1 pseudogene is annotated in these 341 nt (G+C 80.1%); it reads left to right on the top strand.

The features are described 5' to 3' along the window. Window positions 1-341: pseudogene (locus VR44_RS40640) on the top strand (HEXXH motif domain-containing protein); the annotation flags it as partial.

Raw genomic sequence — 341 nt, 5'->3', positions numbered from 1 at the left:
ACCGTCCTCGACGCCGCGCCCGGCGGCGAGGCCGGGGAGTGGTGGGGGCTCCTGGAGGAGGCCGAGCGGCAGGCGCCCGAGGCCGTGCGGGACGTCCTGCACTACCCCTCCACCGGGGTGTGGGCCGAGGAGACCCTGCGCCGGCTGCACGCCCCGCAGGGCCCCGCCCCCGACCTCGGGCACCTCGGGGCCCTCGCCGTCGCCGCCGCGCTGCGCGCCGGGACCGGCTTCAAGACCACCCTGCGGCCCTCCCACGGACGCCTCGCCCTGCCCACCCTCGGCCTGCTGCTCCCCGACCGGCCGGGCCCCCTCGCCCTCACCGAACGCTCCTGGGACAGCGG

This window comes from Streptomyces katrae (genome assembly GCF_000966975.1).
Lineage (GTDB): Bacteria > Actinomycetota > Actinomycetes > Streptomycetales > Streptomycetaceae > Streptomyces > Streptomyces katrae.
This window is presented reverse-complemented; position numbering and strand designations above follow the sequence as displayed.